General features: G+C 60.0%; 16 protein-coding genes. 11 read left to right on the top strand and 5 right to left on the bottom strand.

The window, feature by feature from the left end:
- Positions 1 to 338 precede the first annotated feature (338 nt).
- Both AC1RT4_RS10120 and AC1RT4_RS10115 read right to left on the bottom strand, forming a co-directional pair.
- Entirely contained in the window at positions 339 to 1,559 is a 1,221-nt protein-coding gene (locus AC1RT4_RS10120; protein ID WP_493085286.1) for a CaiB/BaiF CoA transferase family protein, read from the bottom strand.
- Positions 1,560 to 1,572: 13 nt separating this feature from the next.
- Positions 1,573 to 2,754, bottom strand: a complete 1,182-nt coding sequence (locus tag AC1RT4_RS10115) for an acyl-CoA dehydrogenase (RefSeq protein WP_007953903.1) — start codon at positions 2,752 to 2,754, stop codon at positions 1,573 to 1,575.
- 158 nt (positions 2,755 to 2,912) lie between these two features.
- Between AC1RT4_RS10115 and AC1RT4_RS10110 the strand changes: the two genes are divergently transcribed.
- The 11 genes from AC1RT4_RS10110 to AC1RT4_RS10060 all read left to right on the top strand — a co-directional run bounded on the left by AC1RT4_RS10110 (position 2,913) and on the right by AC1RT4_RS10060 (position 13,021).
- Positions 2,913 to 3,812 (top strand): LysR family transcriptional regulator, encoded by a 900-nt coding sequence (locus AC1RT4_RS10110; RefSeq protein ID WP_493085285.1) that lies wholly within the window; start codon positions 2,913 to 2,915, stop codon positions 3,810 to 3,812.
- A gap of 434 nt (positions 3,813 to 4,246) precedes the next feature.
- Positions 4,247 to 5,368, top strand: a complete 1,122-nt coding sequence (locus AC1RT4_RS10105; protein WP_493085284.1) for a Re/Si-specific NAD(P)(+) transhydrogenase subunit alpha — start codon at positions 4,247 to 4,249, stop codon at positions 5,366 to 5,368.
- 15 nt (positions 5,369 to 5,383) lie between these two features.
- Positions 5,384 to 5,704 carry an NAD(P) transhydrogenase subunit alpha part 2 gene (locus AC1RT4_RS10100; RefSeq protein ID WP_003220416.1) on the top strand — a complete coding sequence of 107 codons (321 nt, stop codon included), beginning with the start codon at positions 5,384 to 5,386 and terminating at the stop codon, positions 5,702 to 5,704.
- On the top strand, positions 5,704 to 7,137 hold the full coding sequence (locus AC1RT4_RS10095; protein ID WP_493085283.1) for an NAD(P)(+) transhydrogenase (Re/Si-specific) subunit beta: 1,434 nt from the start codon (positions 5,704 to 5,706) through the stop codon (positions 7,135 to 7,137). The genes AC1RT4_RS10100 and AC1RT4_RS10095 overlap by 1 nt, the downstream gene beginning before the upstream one ends.
- 214 nt (positions 7,138 to 7,351) lie before the next feature.
- Positions 7,352 to 8,845: a succinyl-CoA:acetate CoA-transferase ScpC gene (scpC, locus tag AC1RT4_RS10090; RefSeq protein WP_064592552.1), complete on the top strand. Its 1,494-nt coding sequence runs from the start codon at positions 7,352 to 7,354 to the stop codon at positions 8,843 to 8,845.
- A gap of 321 nt (positions 8,846 to 9,166) precedes the next feature.
- The gene (locus tag AC1RT4_RS10085) at positions 9,167 to 9,382 is read left to right on the top strand and encodes a DUF1127 domain-containing protein (RefSeq protein WP_007911656.1); all 216 of its coding nucleotides are present in this window, start codon (positions 9,167 to 9,169) and stop codon (positions 9,380 to 9,382) included.
- A 256-nt stretch (positions 9,383 to 9,638) separates the two neighbouring features.
- Complete coding sequence (locus AC1RT4_RS10080) at positions 9,639 to 9,848, top strand: DUF1127 domain-containing protein (protein ID WP_493085282.1); 210 nt, start codon at positions 9,639 to 9,641, stop codon at positions 9,846 to 9,848.
- Positions 9,849 to 9,981: 133 nt separating this feature from the next.
- Positions 9,982 to 10,299: a DUF2388 domain-containing protein gene (locus AC1RT4_RS10075; protein ID WP_007953908.1), complete on the top strand. Its 318-nt coding sequence runs from the start codon at positions 9,982 to 9,984 to the stop codon at positions 10,297 to 10,299.
- A 107-nt stretch (positions 10,300 to 10,406) separates the two neighbouring features.
- A complete protein-coding gene (locus AC1RT4_RS10070; protein ID WP_127796526.1) occupies positions 10,407 to 10,715 on the top strand; it encodes a DUF2388 domain-containing protein in 309 nt (102 codons plus the stop codon).
- Positions 10,716 to 10,742: 27 nt separating this feature from the next.
- Positions 10,743 to 11,063 (top strand): DUF2388 domain-containing protein, encoded by a 321-nt coding sequence (locus AC1RT4_RS10065; protein WP_007953910.1) that lies wholly within the window; start codon positions 10,743 to 10,745, stop codon positions 11,061 to 11,063.
- Positions 11,060 to 13,021 carry a DUF7844 domain-containing protein gene (locus tag AC1RT4_RS10060; RefSeq protein ID WP_493085281.1) on the top strand — a complete coding sequence of 654 codons (1,962 nt, stop codon included), beginning with the start codon at positions 11,060 to 11,062 and terminating at the stop codon, positions 13,019 to 13,021. The genes AC1RT4_RS10065 and AC1RT4_RS10060 overlap by 4 nt, the downstream gene beginning before the upstream one ends.
- Before the next feature lie 68 nt (positions 13,022 to 13,089).
- Here the strand turns inward: AC1RT4_RS10060 and AC1RT4_RS10055 are convergent, their stop codons facing one another.
- The 3 genes from AC1RT4_RS10055 to trpB form a co-directional block, all read right to left on the bottom strand.
- Positions 13,090 to 13,533: an anti-virulence regulator CigR family protein gene (locus AC1RT4_RS10055; RefSeq protein WP_007953914.1), complete on the bottom strand. Its 444-nt coding sequence runs from the start codon at positions 13,531 to 13,533 to the stop codon at positions 13,090 to 13,092.
- A 122-nt stretch (positions 13,534 to 13,655) separates the two neighbouring features.
- Complete coding sequence (trpA, locus tag AC1RT4_RS10050) at positions 13,656 to 14,468, bottom strand: tryptophan synthase subunit alpha (RefSeq protein ID WP_007953915.1); 813 nt, start codon at positions 14,466 to 14,468, stop codon at positions 13,656 to 13,658.
- On the bottom strand, positions 14,468 to 15,700 hold the full coding sequence (trpB, locus tag AC1RT4_RS10045) for a tryptophan synthase subunit beta (RefSeq protein WP_007953916.1): 1,233 nt from the start codon (positions 15,698 to 15,700) through the stop codon (positions 14,468 to 14,470). Before trpB ends, trpA begins: the two co-directional genes overlap by 1 nt.
- Positions 15,701 to 15,789: the final 89 nt, after the last annotated feature.

Raw genomic sequence — 15,789 nt, 5'->3', positions numbered from 1 at the left:
AATTCTACAGCGTTACACGCTGCTGTCAACACCTCTTTTTCTCCGCTTTCGACCGAGAAGATCGAACCGTTGAAAGCGCCGAACAAGCCGGCATCCCCAACTCCTTCCAGGCTTCGATAAACTGAAGCAACTCGCTTTCGAAACCTACTTAACTCATTGAATCTCAAGGAGTTTTCTGTTTCGACTGCGCCGGAAGTGGGGCGAATTATAGAGACTCAGAATCTGCCGTCAACCCTTAATTTCGCTTTTCTTTCAATAACTTGCGGATAGGCCAAAAAACACTCAACACCCTATATATAGAAGAAGGATTCAATACCCCTTCTATATAGAGAGAACCATCAGAGCACTCCATCCTCTTTCATCACGGCCACGGCGTCCGCCCCAAGACCCAGCACCCGCTGCAAAACCTCCAACGTATGCTCGCCCAACAAAGGAGGCGCATGGCGATACTCCACAGGAGTCCGCGACAACCGGATCGGACTAGCCACCTGCGGCACCATCCCCGCCAGCGCGTGAGGCAGCTCAATCGCCAACCCGCGAGACTTCACCTGCGGATCCTCGAACACCTGCGACAGATCATTGATCGGCCCACATGGCACACCCGCATTCTCCAGCTGAGCCACCCACTCTGCAGTTGTCTTGAAGACTGTCGCCTGACGGATCAGCGGAATCAGCACAGCCCGGTTTGCCACGCGCAGCTTATTAGTAGCGAAACGCGGATCGTCCGCCCACTGCGGCTGCCCCGCCACTTCGGCAAATTTGCGGAACTGCCCGTCATTACCCACCGTGAGAATGAAGTCACCGTCAGCTGTAGGAAAATCCTGGTACGGCACAATATTCGGATGCGCATTCCCAAGCCGCTTCGGTGCATTACCCGTGGTCAGGTAGTTCATAGCCTGATTAGCCAGACACGCAACCTGCACATCCAGCAGCGCCATATCGATGTGCTGCCCACCACCATCGTGATCACGATGAGCCAGCGCTGCCAGGATCGCCACGGTCGAATACAGGCCCGTCAGGATATCCGTAAGCGCCACACCCACCTTTACCGGCCCGGCACCCTCATCACCTTCCGGTCGCCCGGTCAGACTCATCAGCCCGCCGAGACCCTGGATCATGAAGTCATAACCCGCACGCTTGGCATACGGTCCGGTTTGGCCGAAGCCAGTGATCGAGCAATAGATCAGATCCGGATTGATCGCCTTCAACGACTCGTAATCCAAGCCATAGGCCGCCAGACCACCGACCTTGAAGTTCTCGATCAGGATGTCGGACTTGGCTGCCAGCTCCCGAACGAGCTTCTGACCTTCGGGACGCGTGAAGTCGATCGTCACCGATTGCTTGTTGCGGTTGGCCGACAGGTAATAAGCCGCCTCGCTGGTGTTCTCGCCGTAGGCATCTCTCAGGAAGGGCGGCCCCCAGGCGCGGGTATCGTCACCATTGCCCGGGCGCTCGACCTTGATCACTTCCGCCCCAAGATCGGCAAGAATTTGCCCGGCCCATGGGCCGGCCAGCACTCGCGATAAATCCAGTACCCGCAGATGCGACAGCGCGCCCATGGTCGCTCTCCTATTAATAGAACGCCTGCAGGCCGGTCTGAGCACGACCGAGGATCAGCGCGTGAACGTCGTGAGTACCTTCATAGGTATTCACCACTTCCAGGTTGACCAGGTGACGGGCCACACCGAATTCATCGGAGATCCCGTTGCCGCCCAACATGTCACGCGCCATGCGGGCGATATCGAGAGACTTGCCGCAAGAGTTACGCTTCATGATCGAAGTGATCTCAACCGCAGCAGTGCCTTCGTCCTTCATACGACCCAGACGCAGGCAGCCTTGCAGTGCCAGGGTAATTTCGGTCTGCATGTCCGCCAGCTTCTTCTGGATCAACTGAGTAGCAGCCAACGGACGGCCGAACTGTTGACGATCCAGGGTGTACTGGCGAGCGGTATGCCAGCAGAACTCAGCCGCACCCAGCGCCCCCCAGGAGATGCCATAACGCGCGGAGTTGAGGCAGGTGAACGGACCTTTCAGACCACGTACATCCGGGAAGATGTTCTCTTCCGGTACGAACACGTTGTCCATGACGATTTCGCCGGTGATCGAAGCCCGCAGACCGACCTTGCCGTGAATCGCCGGAGCGCTCAGGCCTTTCCAGCCCTTCTCCAGAACGAAGCCACGGATGTCGCCCGCATCGTCCTTGGCCCAGACCACGAACACATCGGCGATCGGGCTGTTGGTGATCCACATCTTGGCGCCGGTCAGGCTGTAGCCGCCGTCGACTTTGCGTGCACGCGTAATCATCGCGCCCGGGTCGGAACCGTGGTTCGGCTCGGTCAGACCGAAGCAGCCAATCCACTCGCCGGAAGCCAGCTTCGGCAGGTACTTCTGCTTCTGTGCTTCAGTACCGAATTCGTTGATCGGCACCATCACCAGCGAAGACTGCACGCTCATCATCGAGCGGTAGCCAGAGTCGACACGCTCGACCTCACGGGCAATCAGGCCATAGCTGACGTAGTTGAGGCCGCTGCCACCGTACTGCTCGGGAATGGTCGCGCCCAACAGGCCGACTTCGCCCATTTCACGGAAGATCGCCGGATCGGTCTTCTCATGGCGGAAGGCTTCCAGAACGCGTGGTGCGAGGCTCTGCTGGGCGAATTGCTCGGCAGTGTCGCGGATCATGCGTTCTTCTTCTGTCAGCTGTTGATCCAGCAGCAGGGGATCGATCCAGTTGAAGCTAGCTTTACCGCCCATGAGTGAGTCCTCGCAAATCGGGTGAATTAACGTGGCATTGATCCTAGGCCCGCATCGCCATCCCGGCAAACGAGGATTTCGCATCCTGTTGTGCTAATTTCTCACTCCGAAACGTCGCGAAATGCCGAATAAGCGATGTATTAGTGAGGTTGACGTACATGCGCCGCAAGATACCCAGCACCACCGCCCTGATCAGCTTCGAGGCTGCCGCCCGTCACGAGAGCTTTACCAAGGCCGCCGAAGAACTTTCCCTCACACAGGGCGCCATTTGCCGACAGATCGCCAGCCTTGAGGACTTCCTCAGCGTCGAACTCTTCCGACGCTCGCGTCGCGGGGTGAAGCTGACAGAAGCAGGTCTTTCCTACAGTCGTCGGGTCGCCACCCAACTCGACGCCGTTGAGCGCGACACCCTGTCGGTGATGGGTCAGCAAGGCACCAATGTGATCGAGCTCGCCGTGGTACCGACATTCGGCACGCAATGGCTGCTGCCAAGATTGAAGGACTTCCAGCTCAAGCACCCGGAAGTGACGGTCAACCTGACCAACCGCACCCGCCCGTTCCTGTTTGCCGACACTGACTTCGATGCCGCCATTTACTTTGGCGATGCCGACTGGTCCGGTACCGAATCCCACAGGCTGATGGGCGAGAATCCGATGCCGGTATGCAGTCCCGCCCTGCTCGACAGCAAGACGCACCTCACACCTGATGAAATCGCCGATCTGCCGCTACTCCAGCAAACCACCCGCCCGTACGCCTGGCGACAGTGGTTCAACTCGCAACACCTGAACATCCCCCGCGACATGACAGGTCCGCGCTACGAGCTATTCTCCATGCTGGCCCAGGCGGCCATGCACGACATGGGCATCGCGCTGATCCCACCATTCCTGATTCAGCGTGAACTGGCCGAGAAACGCCTGGTGATTGCCAACCCGAACGCGCTCTCCAGCATCAAGGCGTATTACCTGATGATTCCGGAGCGAAAGGTCGAATCGGCGTCACTCAAGGCTTTTCGCGACTGGCTGGTGAACCAGGCACACAGCTACAACCTAGAAGGCTAAAGGGTTTCAGCGATTGCTAACCCCGTAGTCAGGAAAATCAAAGCCCTACAGATATAACTATTTGTCGCAAATAGACAGACTGTATCCGAAAGTCGTACAGACGTCCCACAAGCGCCTGCCGACGTGGCTTTTCGCCCTCATTCGCGACTCATTGCGACCTATTCACGTCACCGATGAGAAAATTCTTCAAATTCATCCAGACTCCTTGAAAGGCACGGCCTGCAAGGGATTCACCTGGCCATCTGCGACATTCGGTCACGGGATGACTTGTAGTTAATTTTCCGTCACCCGTCATAATCCCTTGAAGGGCATAAACTTCGCCTGCAAAATGCCGCGCCCCGCCCTGATTTGGCGGGATCGTGCTGATCGGCCGCCCCAGTCGCACCATCCGTAGTGTATGGGTTTACTCAATAAGATCACGCAGGAGATTTGACGTGCACATTGGTGTTCCTCTCGAAACCCAGACCGGTGAAACACGGGTTGCTGCAACCCCGGAAACCATTAAAAAGCTGATCAGCCAAGGTCATAAGGTCACTGTGCAAACCGGCGCCGGCGTTAAAGCCAGCGTTGTCGACAGTGCCTATGAAGCGGCAGGCGCAACCATTGGCAGTGCCAATGACGCGTTTGGCGCCGAGCTGATTCTCAAAGTGGTCGCGCCAAGCGATACCGAACTGACGCTGATCAAGCGCGGCACGGTGCTGGTGGGCATGCTCAATCCTTTCAACAACGACACCATCGCGAAGATGGCCGAGTGCGGGATTACCGCGTTCGCCTTGGAAGCGGCGCCACGTACCTCCCGGGCCCAGAGCCTCGACGTGCTGTCGTCCCAGGCGAACATTGCCGGCTATAAGGCCGTGCTGCTGGCCGCTCACTACTATCCGCGCTTCATGCCGATGCTGATGACCGCTGCAGGCACCGTGAAAGCGGCGCGCGTGCTAATTCTGGGGGCCGGTGTGGCCGGGTTGCAGGCGATTGCCACGGCGAAACGTCTGGGTGCCGTCATCGAAGCGTCCGACGTACGTCCGGCCGTGAAGGAACAGATCGAGTCCCTCGGCGCCAAGTTCGTCGACGTGCCTTACGAGACCGATGAAGAACGCGAATGCGCGGTCGGCGTCGGCGGTTACGCACGCCCGATGCCGGCGAGCTGGATGCAGCGTCAGGCCCAGGCCGTGCACGAGCGCGCCAGGCAGGCTGACATCGTCATCACGACCGCACTGATCCCGGGCCGCAAGGCACCGACGCTGCTGAGCGCAGACACCGTGGCGCAGATGAAACCCGGCTCGGTGGTCATCGACCTCGCGGCCGCTCAGGGTGGCAACTGCCCGCTGACCGTGGCCGATCAGGTCGTGATCGAGAACGGCGTGACCATCGTCGGCCCGACCAACCTCGCCGGTGAAGTCGCCGCAGACGCCTCGGCGCTGTACGCACGCAACCTGCTGGACTTCCTGAAGCTGGTCTTCACCAAAGAAGGCCAGTTCGAAGTGAACCTCGAAGACGACATCGTCGCCGCGTGCCTGATGTGCCGCGACGGCCAAGTCATCCGCAAAAACGCCTAAGCAGGGATTCAGACGATGGAAGAGCTTATCTCCCCCGGTATCTACAACCTGATCATCTTCGTGCTGGCGATTTATGTCGGTTACCACGTGGTCTGGAACGTTACACCCGCGCTGCACACGCCGCTGATGGCAGTGACCAACGCCATTTCGGCGATCGTGATCGTCGGCGCCATGCTCGCCGCCGCACTGACCGTCACCCCGCTGGGCAAGACCATGGGCACCCTTGCCGTGGCATTGGCCGCGGTCAACGTGTTCGGTGGCTTCCTGGTCACCCGCCGCATGCTTGAGATGTTCAAGAAGAAAGCCCCGAAAGCAAAAGAAGAGGCGCCTAAGTAATGAGCATGAACCTCGTCACGACGCTCTACCTGATCGCGTCGATCTGCTTCATCCAGGCCCTCAAGGGCCTGTCGCACCCGACCACGTCACGCCGTGGCAACCTGTTCGGCATGCTCGGCATGGCGCTGGCAATTCTAACCACCGTCGGCCTCATCTATAAGCTGGGCGCCGAGCTGGCCACCGCCGGCATTGGCTATGTGATCGTCGGCCTGCTGATCGGCGGCACCGCCGGTTCGATCATGGCCAAGCGCGTTGAAATGACCAAGATGCCGGAACTGGTTGCGTTCATGCACAGCATGATTGGCCTGGCAGCGGTGTTCATCGCCATTGCTGCCGTGGTCGAGCCGCAGTCGCTGGGCATCGTCAAGCAACTGGGTGACTCGATCCCGGCGGGTAACCGTCTGGAGCTGTTCCTCGGCGCAGCCATCGGTGCAATCACCTTCTCCGGTTCGGTGATCGCCTTCGGCAAGCTGTCGGGCAAGTACAAGTTCCGCCTGTTCCAGGGCGCACCGGTACAGTTCTCCGGTCAGCACAAGCTGAACGCGGCACTGGGTCTGGCGACGCTGATCCTCGGCGTTACTTTCATGCTGACCGGCAACCTCGCCGCGTTCGCACTGATGCTGGCCCTGGCGTTCGTCATGGGCGTGCTGATCATCATCCCGATCGGCGGCGCCGACATGCCGGTGGTGGTGTCGATGCTCAACAGCTATTCCGGCTGGGCGGCGGCAGGTATCGGTTTCTCGCTGAACAACTCGATGCTGATCATTGCAGGTTCGCTGGTGGGTTCGAGCGGTGCGATCCTCTCGTACATCATGTGCAAGGCGATGAACCGTTCCTTCTTTAATGTACTGCTCGGCGGTTTCGGCAATACAGCAGACGCCGGTCCTGCCGGTGAAAAAGAAGCCCGTCCGGTGAAATCCGGTTCGGCTGACGACGCGACCTTCCTGCTGACCAACGCCGACACAGTGATCATCGTTCCGGGTTACGGCCTGGCGGTGGCCCGTGCACAGCACGCGCTGAAAGAGCTGACCGAGAAGCTGACCCACCATGGCGTGACCGTGAAGTACGCGATCCACCCGGTGGCCGGTCGGATGCCCGGGCACATGAACGTACTGCTGGCCGAGGCTGAAGTGCCGTACGACCAGGTGTTCGAGATGGAAGACATCAACTCCGAGTTCGGCCAGGCCGACGTGGTGCTGGTGCTCGGCGCCAACGACGTGGTCAACCCGGCCGCCAAGAACGATCCGAAATCGCCGATTGCCGGCATGCCGATCCTCGAAGCGTTCAAGGCCAAGACCATCATCGTCAACAAGCGCTCGATGGCCAGCGGCTATGCCGGTCTGGACAACGAACTGTTCTACCTGGACAAGACCATGATGGTGTTCGGCGACGCGAAGAAAGTCATCGAAGACATGGTCAAAGCGGTCGAGTAACCCTCGCCGGCAACACCGAACGCCCCGACTTGTCGGGGCGTTTTTGTTTGCGCAAAACGTCGGACAATTTGCCGCGTTGTTGCAGATCCAGTAACGGTGTTTTACTTGAAACCCGCTAAATAGACACCTCGTTTGCGACCTTGGTAGCGGGACAGGCGCTCGCGAAATTCACTAGACTGCGCATCCTGCTACTCGCTGCCCGAGAAAATAATCCATGTACCGTGACCGTATTCGCCTGCCTTCGTTGTTGGATAAAGTGATGAGCGCCGCCGACGCTGCTGCGCTGATTGAGGACGGCATGACCGTCGGCATGAGCGGCTTCACCCGCGCCGGCGAAGCCAAGGCCGTGCCCCATGCGCTGGCCGAGCGAGCCAAGGTCACGCCGCTGAAGATCAGCCTGATGACCGGCGCCAGCCTGGGCAACGACCTCGACAAGCAACTGACCGAAGCCGGTGTCCTTTCCCGGCGCATGCCGTTCCAGGTCGACAGCACCTTGCGCAAGGCGATCAACGCCGGCGAAGTGATGTTCATCGACCAGCACCTGTCGGAAACCGTCGAGCAACTGCGCAACCAGCAGCTGAAGCTGCCGGACATCGCCGTGATCGAAGCCGTGGCCATCACCGAACAGGGCCACATCGTGCCGACTACATCGGTGGGCAACTCGGCGAGCTTCGCGATCTTCGCCAAACACGTGATCGTCGAGATCAACCTGGCGCACAACGCCAACCTCGAAGGTCTGCATGACATCTATATTCCGACCTACCGCCCGACCCGCACGCCCATTCCGCTGGTAAAGGTCGACGATCGCATCGGCAGCACTGCGATCCCGATCCCGCCGGAGAAGATCGTCGCGATCGTCATCACCCAGCAGTCGGACTCGCCGTCCACCGTGTCGTCGCCGGATGTCGATACCAAAGCCATCGCCGATCACCTGATTACCTTCCTTAAGCAGGAAGTCGATGCCGGGCGCATGACCAACAAGCTCGGCCCGCTGCAGGCCGGGATCGGCAACATTGCCAACGCGGTGATGTGCGGGCTGATCGATTCGCCGTTCGAAGACCTGACCATGTACTCCGAAGTGCTGCAGGACTCGACCTTTGACCTGATCGACGCCGGCAAGCTGAGCTTCGCCTCGGGCAGCTCGATCACCCTGTCTGAGCGGCGCAACAGCGACGTGTTCGGCAATCTGGAGAAGTACAAGGACAAGCTGGTGTTGCGCCCGCAGGAAATCTCCAACCACCCGGAAGTGGTGCGGCGTCTGGGCATCATCGGCATCAACACGGCCCTTGAGTTCGACATCTATGGCAACGTCAACTCCACCCACGTCTGCGGCACGCGGATGATGAACGGCATCGGCGGCTCGGGCGACTTCGCGCGCAACGCACACCTGGCGGTGTTCGTGACCAAGTCGATCGCCAAGGGCGGCGCGATTTCCAGCGTGGTGCCGATGGTCAGCCACGTCGACCATACCGAGCATGACGTCGACATTCTGGTGACCGAGGTGGGCCTGGCCGACCTGCGTGGCCTGGCGCCACGGGAACGCGCCCGGGTCATCATCGATAATTGTGTGCACCCGGATTTCCGCCAGGCGCTTAACGACTACTTCGACAAAGCCTGCGCCATTGGCGGCCATACCCCGCACATCCTGCGTGACGCCCTGAGCTGGCACATCAATCTGGAAGAAACCGGACGCATGCTGGCGGTGTAATCCGCACAGATTTCCCGCTGGTGCAAACACAGTTTCGCCAGCGGGATTTAGAAAACCACCGTATTCGTCAAAAACTGTACTGCTGTATCGGTCTTTTCCTACGGCTTTTGCCTATTCGAATCATCGAATTGAGTAAAAATGCACCAAATAAGCGCAGACAGGTACAGTTTGCGCAATTTTGACCCGTACACCCCCTATAAACAGTTAACTGGTCACTCACAATACAGGTGAACTGTATCTAGAGAGTCTGGCCAAACGAGAGGATCATGGGCACCAGTTAAACCACTACCTAATCCCGCCACAAGCGGAAGGATGTCAACCATGGAACGTACACTCAGTTCCGAACTGTTCTTCGAAGACAAAGCTGTAAACACCCAGGCTTCCCTGCCTCTGCGCGTAATCGCCAACCTGATGCTGTGGCAGCGCCGCATCTCCAGCCGCCACCAACTGGCTCGTCTGGATTCGCGTCTGCTGGCTGACGCCGGGATTAGCGAAGCACAACGCTACGAAGAGCTGAGCAAGCCGTTCTGGCGCTAAGCAGCGTCGCTGGCTCTGGTCGCTAGACCCACCGCCAGCAACCCGAATTGAACACACAAGACCCGTCGCGGGAAACCGCGACGGGTCTTGTCGTTTCCGGGGTCTGAAAACGGCCAGTACAGCGGATCTGCCACCAGACAGGTACAGTTTAATTAAATGCGTAATTGAACCAGTACAATTTACTACCGGTGTATCTGTTTCGACATCTGTTTCCGGCTCAACATGACTTTTCGCCTTATTGGAAAAGGAAACGGTCATGAATGACTTACAGGATGTTTCAACAATTGCGATACCCGCCCCAGTTAGACCTCACCTGCTGCGACGTCTGCTACAGCAACTCTGGCAGGGTCTTGAACGCGCCAGGACGCGACGCCTGCTGGCTCAACTCGATGGGCGGGATCTTGCCGACCTCGGTCTCAGCCATGCCGATCGATTGAATGAAATGGAAAAACCCTTCTGGCGCTAGCACTCTGCCCTCTGTGCGAATCTGGCGCGCAGGCCTAATATCCATGCAGAACGTGGCGAATGCTGTGCGACTGGCGTCTGACCTTCAGACACCGAGCCACCTCTCAATACGGTTTATCCACAGGAGTTCTCCCATGTCCCGTCTTCGTCTGCTCAGCGCCGCCGCCCTGCTGGCCGTGGCTGCCAACGCCAGCGCTACCAGCTTCATCGTTACCACCGACGCCGTGGTTGGCGCGCTCAAGTCCTCTTCCGATGCCACTTCCGACGTCACGTCGTCCTTCCGTGACGACAAGATCGTGCTTGCTGCCCGTGATGACGCTGCCAGCTTCGTGGCCAGCGAAGGCGAAATCCGTGGCGTGAAACTGGAGAGCGCACTGGATCACATCCGTCATCAGGCTCCGCAACTGAACGCGACCGACGCACAGCTGGCCCAGGCCATTCTGACGATCTAAGCGACAGGAACATTACGGGGCACGCCGGGCGTGTCCCGATGTTTCGGCGCTGGCTCTAGTCCGGGCATTGCGCTAGCCTTGGGACTCGCCAACAGCTGCCGAGTCCCATGCGTTTTCTTTCAAACCTGCTTATCCCCTCTATCCTGATCACCGCCTGCTGGGTTCCTCTGGCAGACGCCTTTGATGTGTCCACACAAAACACCGTGGTCAGCGTCTGGGCCACCGGCATGGTGTCTTCCGCGCCGTTCGACCGTAAACTGATCATCGCCGCGCACGACGATGCCGCAGCGTTCGTTGCCAGTGACGGCCAGATGCGCGGCGCACAGCTCGAATCCGCCCTGCATTACCTGCGCAAGAGCCGGCCAAAACTTCATGTCAGCGACCTTGAACTGGCACAGGCAATTCTCGTCCAATAGTCATCCCTGTCTTTTCGGAGTCGTTCCATGCGTAGCCCGCTGATTGCTGCCGCCCTTGGCCTGCTGTTGTTGGCCGATATGGCCCAGGCACACACCCTGGTAGCCACCAGTAACATCATCGTCCGCGCTTCCCAGCGCACCATCGATTTCACCTCCGACACCACCACGTCGATTCGCGATTCGAAAATCATCCGCGAAGCCCACGACGACGCTGCCAGTTTCGTGGCCAGCGACGGTGATATCCGTGGTGCAAACCTGGAAGCCGCTTTCAATACCTTGCGCACCCGCGTGCCGGAAGCTCGCGACGCCAGTGATCAGGTACTCGCCGAAGCCATCCTCGCACTGTGAAGTCACTCGGCGCCTGGCTGCTGGCCGGGGCGTTGTTGCTGCTTGGCAACAGTGCCCACGCCGGCCTGCAATTGCAGCTCAAGACCGATGGCTTGAGCCCCGCCCAACAACAGGCCAGCCAGGCGCTGCTCGATGAAGCCATGCAGGCATTGCCGCCGAGCTTCATCGAACGTCTGGACCGGCGCATCGATGTCGGCTGGACCGACGACATGCCCGGAAACGCCTACGGTCAGGCAACGCTCGTCTCCGAGCTGGACCTGAACCGCAAACTGCTTGCCAGCCTCACCGATGGCAGCGCGGCCACTCAAAAAACCAATCGCCCTCACGGCACCGTTCGCCGGGAACTGCTGGCCACGGTGCTGCACGAAATCACCCACATTTACGATCGCGCGCGCTTGTGGCCGGCGGTCGAACGCACGCTGATCCAGCGCTGCACCCGGCGCAACAACAGCGCCGGGCTGATCGGCATTCCCGATGAGTGCCGCGGCCAGAATGGTCGGCGCTTCACCCTCAGCGATGATCCACGCCTGCTCGACCTCGCCGGCTGGCAGCAATACGTCGGGCGTCGGGGTGAGCGGGAACAGCACAACCGGCAGATCGCCCGCAGCCCCGACCTCTACGAAATCTCCAGCCCGAAGGAGTTTGTCGCGGTCAACATGGAGTATTTCCTCCTCGACCCGAGCTACGCCTGCCGTCGCCCGGCGCTGTATCGCTATTACCAGGAACACTTCGGCTGGGCACCGCCCGCGAAAGATGAGTGCGCCAAAACCTTCGCTTTCCTCAATGCCGGCAACGACTTTGCCAAACAGCCCCTGGGCCAGGTCGATCCGGAGCGCGTGTACGCGGTGGATTACCTGTTGGCCGAAGCCAACCAGAACTGGGTCAGCCGTTGGGGCCACAGCATGTTGCGTCTGGTGATCTGTGCACCGGGCCGGCCACGCGGGCCGGACTGCCGACTGGATCTGGATCAGCATCTGGTGCTGTCGTACCGCGCCTTCGTCGGTGACGTGCAACTGTCGAGCTGGGACGGACTGGTCGGCAAATATCCGTCGCGACTGTTCGTGCTGCCGCTGGCGCAGGTGATCGACGAATACACCAAGACCGAACTGCGCAGCCTGGCGTCGGTGCCGCTGAATCTCTCGCGCAGCGAAATCGAGGGTGTGGTCGAACACGCCGCCGAGATGCACTGGAGCTACGACGGCAATTACTTCTTCCTCTCCAACAACTGTGCGGTGGAAGGCCTGAAACTGTTGCGCAGCGGCAGCAACAATGCCCGGCTCACCGGCCTCGACAGCATCATGCCCAACGGTTTGCTGGAAGTGCTGAAGGGGCGAGGCCTGGCCGACACCAGCGTGCTCGATGATCCGAAAGAGGCGTTGCGCCTGGGTTATCGCTTCGACTCGTTCCGTGATCGTTATCAGGCGATGTTCGATGTGTTGAAGAAGCAATTGCCGATCAAGCAGACAACCGTTGAAGAATGGCTTTCGCTGTCCGCCGAAGAGCGTCGCCCGTGGTTCGAACGGGCCGACCTGCGCACCAGCGCCGCGCTGTTGTTGCTGGAGCAAGCCAGTTTCCGCCGCCAACTGTTGCTGGCTCAGGATGAGGTCAAGCAACGCTACCTCGGCGCCCGTGAGCTGGAGAACGGAGGCATGGACAAGGCCAACGCGACCTTGCAGCAGATTCTCGCCAACAGCGGTTTCCTCAGCCGACCGGCAGAATTGCTCGATTCCCGAGGTTACGGCCTGCCGCAACCGAGCGAATTCAGCCGACTGGAAGCGGAAAGCAGCCAGCGCCAGAAACAGTTGCTGGCCCTGACCGGCGATCTCGATAAGGAAGTGCGCGCATTGCTCGAGCCCAAACGAGCGGCCGAGATTGCGGCCAGCGAGGCCAACGTAAAGCAGATTGGCGAGCACCTGCGCAAACTGCACAAAGCCTCCGGCGGACTGGAATTGCCGTGAAAAACAACGGCCCTGAAAACAAAAGACCGCAGCCTGTGAAGGCTGCGGTCTTTTTTATTGCCTGACGATCAGTACAGAACGCCATCCAACACTTCGTAAACGACCCCGCTGCCCACCGCGATCAGCACGATGTCACCGCCGGCACGACGCCATTCATAACCCGGGTAATACGGCAGGCGACTCAACGCCCGGTTATCCAGCCGCTCGCCGTAATAGCCATGGGGCAGCGGCCGGCCACGGACCAGATGGATGCCTGGAGGTGGCGGCGCACCGCGAACGAAGTAGCCATGATTGTCGCGGATCACCTGCCGCACCGGGCCGAAGTCCCGAGGCGGCGGGCCGCCGCGATGGTTGCTTTGCCAATCATGGTGATCGCCACCGCGATTGTCGTAGTGGCCCTGTTGCGGGCCGCCGTGGTCGTGATCGTCGCGCGGATCGGCGCTGGCCAGCAGCGGCGTCGCGCTGATCATCAGCACGCCCAGACTGGCAATCAGACGTTTCGGCATTTTCATCGGGTCTTTCCTCACTGCACTGACAGCAAAAAGGGATTCAGAACGTGGTTCTGAATCCCTCGGTCTTGCTTGGTTAGTCTGTGCGTGGAGGCTCTAATTCCTCTGTATCAGGAACTTTACCTTCAGCTGACGCGAGCCTTACGCACGCCTTCGGACAGCGCCGAACACAGGCTCAGCACGCCGTCGATGGCCTGGTCCGGCGTGGTCGCGTTGGCGATGTGATCGATCAGCGCCGAGCCCACCACCACACCATCGGCCAGACGCGCGATGGACGCCGCCTGCTCCGGCGTACGGATACCGAAACCGATGCTGATCGGCAGGTCGGTATGCCGACGCAGACGCGCCACCGCTTCCTCGACGTGTTCCAGAGTCGCGGCACCGGCACCGGTCACACCGGCAACCGACACGTAGTAAACGAAGCCGGAGCTGCCGTTCAACACTTTTGGCAGACGCGCATCATCAGTGGTCGGCGTGGTCAGGCGGATGAAGTCGATGCCCGCAGCCTGGGCCGGGTCGCACAGCTCCGAGTTGTGCTCCGGTGGCATGTCGACCACGATCAGGCCATCAACGCCGGCCTCTTTGGCTTCGGCGATGAAGCGCTCGACGCCGAACTTGTGAATCGGGTTGAAGTAACCCATCAGCACCAGCGGCGTGTCACTGTTGTCCTTGCGGAACTCGCGGACCATTTGCAGGGTTTTGATCAGGTTCTGCTTGGCGCCCAAAGCACGGATGTTCGCCAGCTGAATCGCCGGGCCGTCGGCCATCGGGTCGGTGAACGGCATGCCCAGTTCGATCACGTCGGCACCGGCTTTCGGCAGGCCTTTGAGGATCGCCAGCGAAGTGTCGTAGTCCGGGTCGCCAGCAGTGACGAAGGTCACCAGGGCGGCGCGGTTCTGTTCCTTGAGTTCAGCAAAACGGGTTTGCAGGCGGCTCATCAGTGTTTCTCCTGCTTGGAGGTTTCCATGTGGTGCATGACGGTCTGCATGTCTTTGTCGCCGCGACCGGACAGGTTGACCACCATCAGGTGATCCTTCGGCAGCTTCGGCGCGCGTTTGAATACTTCAGCCAGGGCATGGGCGCTTTCCAGTGCCGGAATGATCCCTTCCAGACGGCAGCACTGGTGGAATGCCGCAAGGGCTTCGTCGTCGGTCACCGAGGTGTACTGGACGCGGCCGATGTCATGCAACCACGCGTGTTCCGGGCCAATGCCCGGATAGTCGAGGCCGGCGGAAATCGAGTGGGCGTCGATGATCTGGCCATCGTCGTCCTGCAGCAGGAAAGTGCGGTTGCCGTGCAACACACCCGGTACGCCGCCGTTGAGGCTGGCCGCGTGTTTGCCGGTCTCGATGCCGTAACCGGCGGCTTCGACGCCGATGATCTCGACGCTCTTGTCATCGAGGAACGGGTGGAACAGGCCCATGGCGTTGGAACCGCCACCGATGCACGCCACCAGGCTGTCCGGCAGGCGACCTTCCTGAGCTTGCAACTGATCGCGGGTTTCCTTGCCGATCACCGCCTGGAAGTCGCGAACCATGGCTGGATAAGGGTGCGGACCGGCCACAGTGCCGATCAGGTAGAAGGTGCTGTCGACGTTGGTCACCCAGTCACGCAGCGCTTCGTTCATTGCGTCTTTCAGGGTGCCGGTGCCGGCGACCACCGGGATCACCTCGGCGCCCAGCAGCTTCATGCGGAACACGTTGGCCTGCTGACGTTCGATGTCAGTGGTGCCCATGTAGATCACGCAGTCCAGACCGAAACGCGCAGCCACGGTGGCGGTGGCCACGCCGTGCATACCGGCGCCGGTCTCGGCGATGATGCGTTTCTTGCCCATGCGCCGCGCCAGCAGGATCTGGCCGATGCAGTTGTTGATCTTGTGCGCGCCGGTGTGGTTCAGCTCTTCGCGCTTGAGATAGATCTTGGCGCCACCGCAGAATTCGGTCAGGCGCTCGGCGAAATACAGCGGGCTCGGACGTCCGACGTAGTCGCGCTGGAAGTAGGCCAGTTCTTCTTTGAACGCCGGATCTTCCTTGGCCGCTTCGTATTCGCGGGCCAGATCGAGGATCAACGGCATCAGGGTTTCAGCGACATAACGGCCGCCGAACGAGCCAAACAGCCCGTTGGCGTCAGGGCCGTTTCGCAGATCGGAGGTGTTCGAAGTCTGGGTCATGGTTCGCTCCAGCGGATTTCACGAGAAGACAATGGCGTTCACTCTACCCCTGACCTTCCAGGCTGAAAACCGATAAGATCGCCACAACC

This window comes from Pseudomonas sp. GW821-FHT11D10 (assembly GCF_058808435.1).
Note: the sequence above shows the minus strand (reverse complement) of the source record. Positions and strands in the feature narration are given on the sequence as shown.